Origin of the sequence: Flavobacterium sp. (assembly GCF_044368625.1) — a bacterium.
Lineage (GTDB): Bacteria > Bacteroidota > Bacteroidia > Flavobacteriales > Flavobacteriaceae > Flavobacterium.
In genome coordinates this window covers 1-4,887 of the sequence record NZ_JBIPPD010000231.1, presented here as the reverse complement: position 1 = coordinate 4,887, position 4,887 = coordinate 1, and the positions used below count along the sequence as shown (strand labels likewise).

General features: G+C 35.6%; 4 protein-coding genes. 1 reads left to right on the top strand and 3 read right to left on the bottom strand.

The annotated features are described in order from the left end of the window. Nucleotides 1–89 precede the first annotated feature (89 nt). Nucleotides 90–1,355: an NAD(P)/FAD-dependent oxidoreductase gene (locus ACIQ2X_RS13780; protein ID WP_396179514.1), complete on the bottom strand. Its 1,266-nt coding sequence runs from the start codon at nt 1,353–1,355 to the stop codon at nt 90–92. Nucleotides 1,356–1,546: 191 nt separating this feature from the next. Here ACIQ2X_RS13780 and ACIQ2X_RS13775 point away from each other — a divergent pair, with 191 nt between their 5' ends. Further along, complete coding sequence (locus ACIQ2X_RS13775) at nt 1,547–2,755, top strand: multidrug effflux MFS transporter (protein WP_396179513.1); 1,209 nt, start codon at nt 1,547–1,549, stop codon at nt 2,753–2,755. Here ACIQ2X_RS13775 and ACIQ2X_RS13770 read toward each other — a convergent pair. Further along, nucleotides 2,752–4,290 carry a DEAD/DEAH box helicase gene (locus ACIQ2X_RS13770; RefSeq protein ID WP_396179512.1) on the bottom strand — a complete coding sequence of 513 codons (1,539 nt, stop codon included), beginning with the start codon at nt 4,288–4,290 and terminating at the stop codon, nt 2,752–2,754. The two genes, ACIQ2X_RS13775 and ACIQ2X_RS13770, sit on opposite strands and share 4 nt — an antisense overlap. 89 nt (nt 4,291–4,379) lie before the next feature. Continuing rightward, on the bottom strand, nt 4,380–4,887 hold a 508-nt coding region (locus ACIQ2X_RS13765; protein WP_396179511.1), incomplete at its 5' end, for a DUF6155 family protein.

Below are 4,887 nucleotides of genomic sequence, written 5' to 3'. Positions count from 1 at the left end.
TAATTGGGTTTTTACAAGTCAAAAATATGTTAATTAGTACATTTTTTGCTTACAATTTTTTGCAATAAACTTATAAAATATCACACTTTTTATATTGCTCTATCTTTTTCGGGTCGTATAATCATACGATACGATTGGTCTTTGGCGAAATAAGCTACCATCCAGTTATAAAAGGTTTTAAGTCGATTTCGGTAAGTTATTAGTGAAATTAGGTGAATAAATAACCAAACCAACCAAGCAAAAAAGCCTTTGAAATGCATTTTCGGTTTTGGGATGTCAACTACTGCTTTGTTTTTTCCAATAATTGCCATCGAACCTTTGTCGTAATAAGAAAAAGCTGTCATCGGTTTATTTCGAAGAAGGTTACAGAAGTTCTTGGCTAAATTTTTTCCTTGCTGAATTGCAACTTGTGCCACTTGTGGATGTCCCGCTGGAAAATGTACATCAGTAGTCATGATCGAAGTGTCGCCAATAGCAAAAACATTTGAAGTTCCTTTCACCTTGTTGTAAGTATCGGTTTCCATTCTTCGACCTCGGCCATAACTTTCAGCAGCAATTCCTTCAAATTGTTTTGCCGAAACTCCTGCGGCCCAAATTAAATTTTTAGTTGCAATGGTCTCGCCATTCCCAAAATAAACCATATCGTCTTTAAAATCAGTCACTCGCGTGTTGAGTTTGACCACCACTCCCATTTTTGTTAAGGCATCAAATGTGTCTTTTTGAGACGCTTCAGACATTGGCGAAAGCAACGCGTTTCCACCGTCAACGAGGTATAAATTACTGGCTGCTGTCTCTAATTCGGGATATTCTTTTCTTAAAATACCGTTTCGCATTTCGGCTAACATTCCAGAAACCTCTACTCCTGTTGGTCCTCCACCTGCCACAACCACAGTCAATAATTTTCGGCGTTCTCTAATATTTTTTGTCAGCACGGCTTTTTCCATGTTTTGGAGCAACTTATTACGCATTTCAATTGCATCATTCAAGGTTTTCATCGGAATGGCGTTTTTTTGCACATTTTCCATTCCAAAAAAACTGGTTTCGGCTCCTGAAGCAAAAACGAGTTGGTCGTACTCCACTTCCCCATTATTTAAAATGACTGTGTTTTCTGTTTGATTTACCCGTAAAACTTCTCCCAATCGAAAAGTTAGGTTTTTTTTTCCAGCAAAAAATTTTCTAAAAGGATAGCTTATACTCGAAGGCTCTAAATAAGCGGTTGCTACTTGATAAATAAGCGGTGGAAAGAAATTGTAATTATTTTTATCAATCAAAGTTACTTGAATATCAGGTTCATTGGTGAGCTCTTTTGCTAAATTAATTCCGGCAAACCCACCTCCTACTATTACTATATGCATCGCTGTTTATTTAGATTTATAAAAATTTAATATGCAAAATAAAATTTTGTATATCAAAATTACTGCTTTTTAGAGTCCTACCCTATTTCAGTCTGCTTTTTATAAAAAGTTTATGAATTTCAATTTGAAAATTGGTACTTATTTTTGCTGACTTCAATTACCTTTGCTCGCTTAAAAAAAGTACACTTTTAATGGATAAGAACAAATATTTCTCATTGGTACTGGTTCTTGGCAGTATGACGGCACTTGGACCTTTTTCAATTGATATGTATTTGCCTGGTTTTACTGGTATTGCTGCCGATTTAAAAACTTCTGTCAGTAATGTTTCATTGACATTATCAAGTTATTTTATCGGGATTTCGGTGGGTCAGTTGCTTTACGGTCCTTTATTGGATCGTTTTGGGCGAAAAACACCTTTATATATAGGATTGATGGTCTATATTTTGGCTTCACTTGCGTGTTATTTTGTAACTTCTATCGATTATTTTATTGGATTGCGTTTTATTCAAGCCGTTGGAAGTTGCGGTGCTTCGGTTGCAGCGATTACGATGGTCAGAGATTTATTTCCTGTAAAAGAAATTCCTAAAGTTTTTGCGAAGTTAATGTTGGTTTTGGGATTATCGCCGATGTTGGCTCCAACACTTGGAGGCTATATTACTGCAGATTACGGCTGGCATATGGTTTTTTTAGTCTTGACTTTTATGGGAATCGCAGTATTGTTGGCATCCAAATTTTTTCTGAAAAGTATTTATCAACCCGATACTTCCATTTCACTTCGACCGAAACCTATTATAAATAATTTTTTGATCGTATTGAAGGAACCCCAGTTTTATACGTATGCCTTTACGGGGGGCGTTGCTTTCTCGGGATTGTTTACCTATGTAGCAAGTTCGCCTGTAATTTTTATGGATATTTTTACCGTTGATGCTAAAATGTACGGTTGGATTTTTGCTTTTCTGTCCATCAGTTTTATCGGCACAAGTCAGTTGAATTCGTATTTACTTCGATTTTATTCAAGCGAACAGTTGATAGGCATTGGTTTGAAACTGCAGTTTTTAATTAGTTTTATTTTTGCAGTTGGTTTATACTTCAATTGGTTTGGACTTTACGGCGTAATTGTTATTCTATTTCTGTTTTTAGGATGTTTGGGATTTTGCAACCCGAATACAACGGCACTTTCCTTGGCACCTTTCGAGAAAAATGCCGGTAGTGCCTCAGCTGTTATGGGAGCGGTTCAAATGGGATTGGGGTCGTTAGCGTCTGTTGCAGTTGGTATTTTTGTAACAGACAGCCTTTTGCCTATTTCGCTTATTTTTATCGGTTCGACATTTTTGGCATTGGCAATTTTACATTTTGGAAAACGAAATATTGTAAAAAAAGGTTTCGAACACACGATTTAATCTTCTTCGGCAAATATTTTCTCCCGATATTTTTTACCAATTAATAACGTCAATTTGAGTTTGTAATCTTCTACAAGCCATTCCCGGTAATTTTTACTGCAATGACTCAAGCAGTTCGAATATCTTTTTATTCGACATTCAATGTCGTCTGCCAATTCTCTCGACAGCATTTTGGCTTCGTTAATAGATTCAGTATTGTACACACACATTATAGCGTGTTGTTCCAACGACTGGTCTAAAACCACTTTCGACCGTTCATTTTGAGCAATGGCCTTTTTGTGCACTTCTTCTACGTCAAAATCAATATCGGGTGTGTTTTTAAATTTAGCACGCAATTCCAATGGCATTTGATATTTGAAATGCAACTCAATCTCGTCATCTGCTCTCAAATTTTCCAGATAATATTCGGGCGATTTAAAAATATGTTGCCAATTGACAGGTTCGCTCCATAACCCGAAACGGGCGGCATTGTTTCCCAAATCAATGACGTTAAAAGTGTCTTTATTTTCTAACTTTCGAGAACCACGACCTATCATTTGATAATAAAGCGTCAGTGATTTGGTAGCTCGATTCAATATTATTGTTTCGACTGTAGGCTCGTCAAATCCTGTGGTTAAAATGCCTACAGAGGTTAAAATAGCATCAGGTGTTTTTTTGAACCAGTTTAAAATTTCCCTTCTATCCTCGTTATTATGGGTGTTGTCTAAGTGGCGAATGTCAAATCCTGCTGCACGAAAAGTTTCATAAACGTACAAAGATGTGTTGATTCCGTTATTGAAAATTAGTGTTTTTTTGCCCAAAGATTTTTCGGTATAAGAATGCAAAAGCATTTCTTGCATCACCATATTGGAATATAAATCGTCTGATGATTTCACGGTGTAATCGCCATTAATACCTACTTTTAAAGAACTCAACCCGACATTATAGGTGTAAGTTATGGCTTTCGCCAAAAAACCTTTTTCAATAAGTGATGAAATAGTGTCCCCAATAAGAAGTTCACTGTAGTTTTCGTTCATCGGTTTTTTGATGTTCGAACTAAGCGGTGTTGCAGTTACTCCTAATATAAACGCATTGAAAAACGAACCGAATAGTTTTCGAAACGAATTGTAATGTGCCTCATCAATAATTACTAAACCAACATTTTCAATGGCCAAAAGTTCATCGTTCAAACGGTTTTTTAGGGTTTCCACCATTGCCACAAAACATGAATAATCTTCTTGGTCTTCAAGTAACTTGATTTTGCTGTTGATGACTTTATTTTTTACGCCAAATCCTTTTAAAATTTTCGACGTTTGCTTGCAAAGTTCAATTCGATGCGTTAAAACCACTACTTTCTTATCGTGGTATTCTAAATAACGCCTAACAATTTCTGAGAAAATTACCGTCTTTCCGCCACCCGTCGGGAGTTGGTACAGCAAATGATAGTTCGACGGAGTATTGTCCATTCTTTCAAAAATGGCATCAATATCGTTTTTTTGGTAGTCGTAAAGTATTTTTTTTTCTTCGTTTTGTACAATTGGGCTGATGTCTAGCATGAAAATAGGTGTGATTTTTGCAAAAATACACCTAAATAAAGCAATAGCAACACCATTTAATTTTTTATTAGAAAAAAAAACTTTTCAACCTAATAGTCTAAGCGTTCTAGAATAGCAGAAAATTCATAGTAGTTGTACCACTTTTGTTGAATACTTGTTTGGGTAATTTTATTCAACCGCTCTTTAAAATCGTCTAAAATTCCTTGCGCAATCAAAAAAGAAACACTTTGACTGAACGAAGTATAAAAACTTTTGTAAAAAGTGTCGCTTCCTATTCGATTACTCCCCGAAAATACTTGTGCAATCTCGATGTTGTACAACATAATGTCGGCCACAACATATGCATCAACGCCTAAAGTTCTAAAATGTTTGATGATTTTCTGTGCAGTTGAACGACGCATCTTTGGGCGTTTTCCATTTATTGGAAAATATTCATTGCTAATTTTAACTTTTGCTTCACGCAGTAGTTTATCTTCATTAGGATTAAAAACAAAGTCGTAATACGTTTTTACTTCTGGAAATTTAAGGTACAATTCAATAATTTGTTCTTCAATTTGCTCCTTACTCAACTCCGTTACATATTTCTTTAAATCCCGC

Bases quoted from the DNA above. Each gene is read 5' to 3' on its own strand.
- ACIQ2X_RS13780 (WP_396179514.1), bottom strand. From the start codon at position 1,355: ATGCATATAGTAATAGTAGGAGGTGGGTTTGCCGGAATTAATTTAGCA.
- ACIQ2X_RS13775 (WP_396179513.1), top strand. From the start codon at position 1,547: ATGGATAAGAACAAATATTTCTCATTGGTACTGGTTCTTGGCAGTATG.
- ACIQ2X_RS13770 (WP_396179512.1), bottom strand. From the start codon at position 4,290: ATGCTAGACATCAGCCCAATTGTACAAAACGAAGAAAAAAAAATACTT.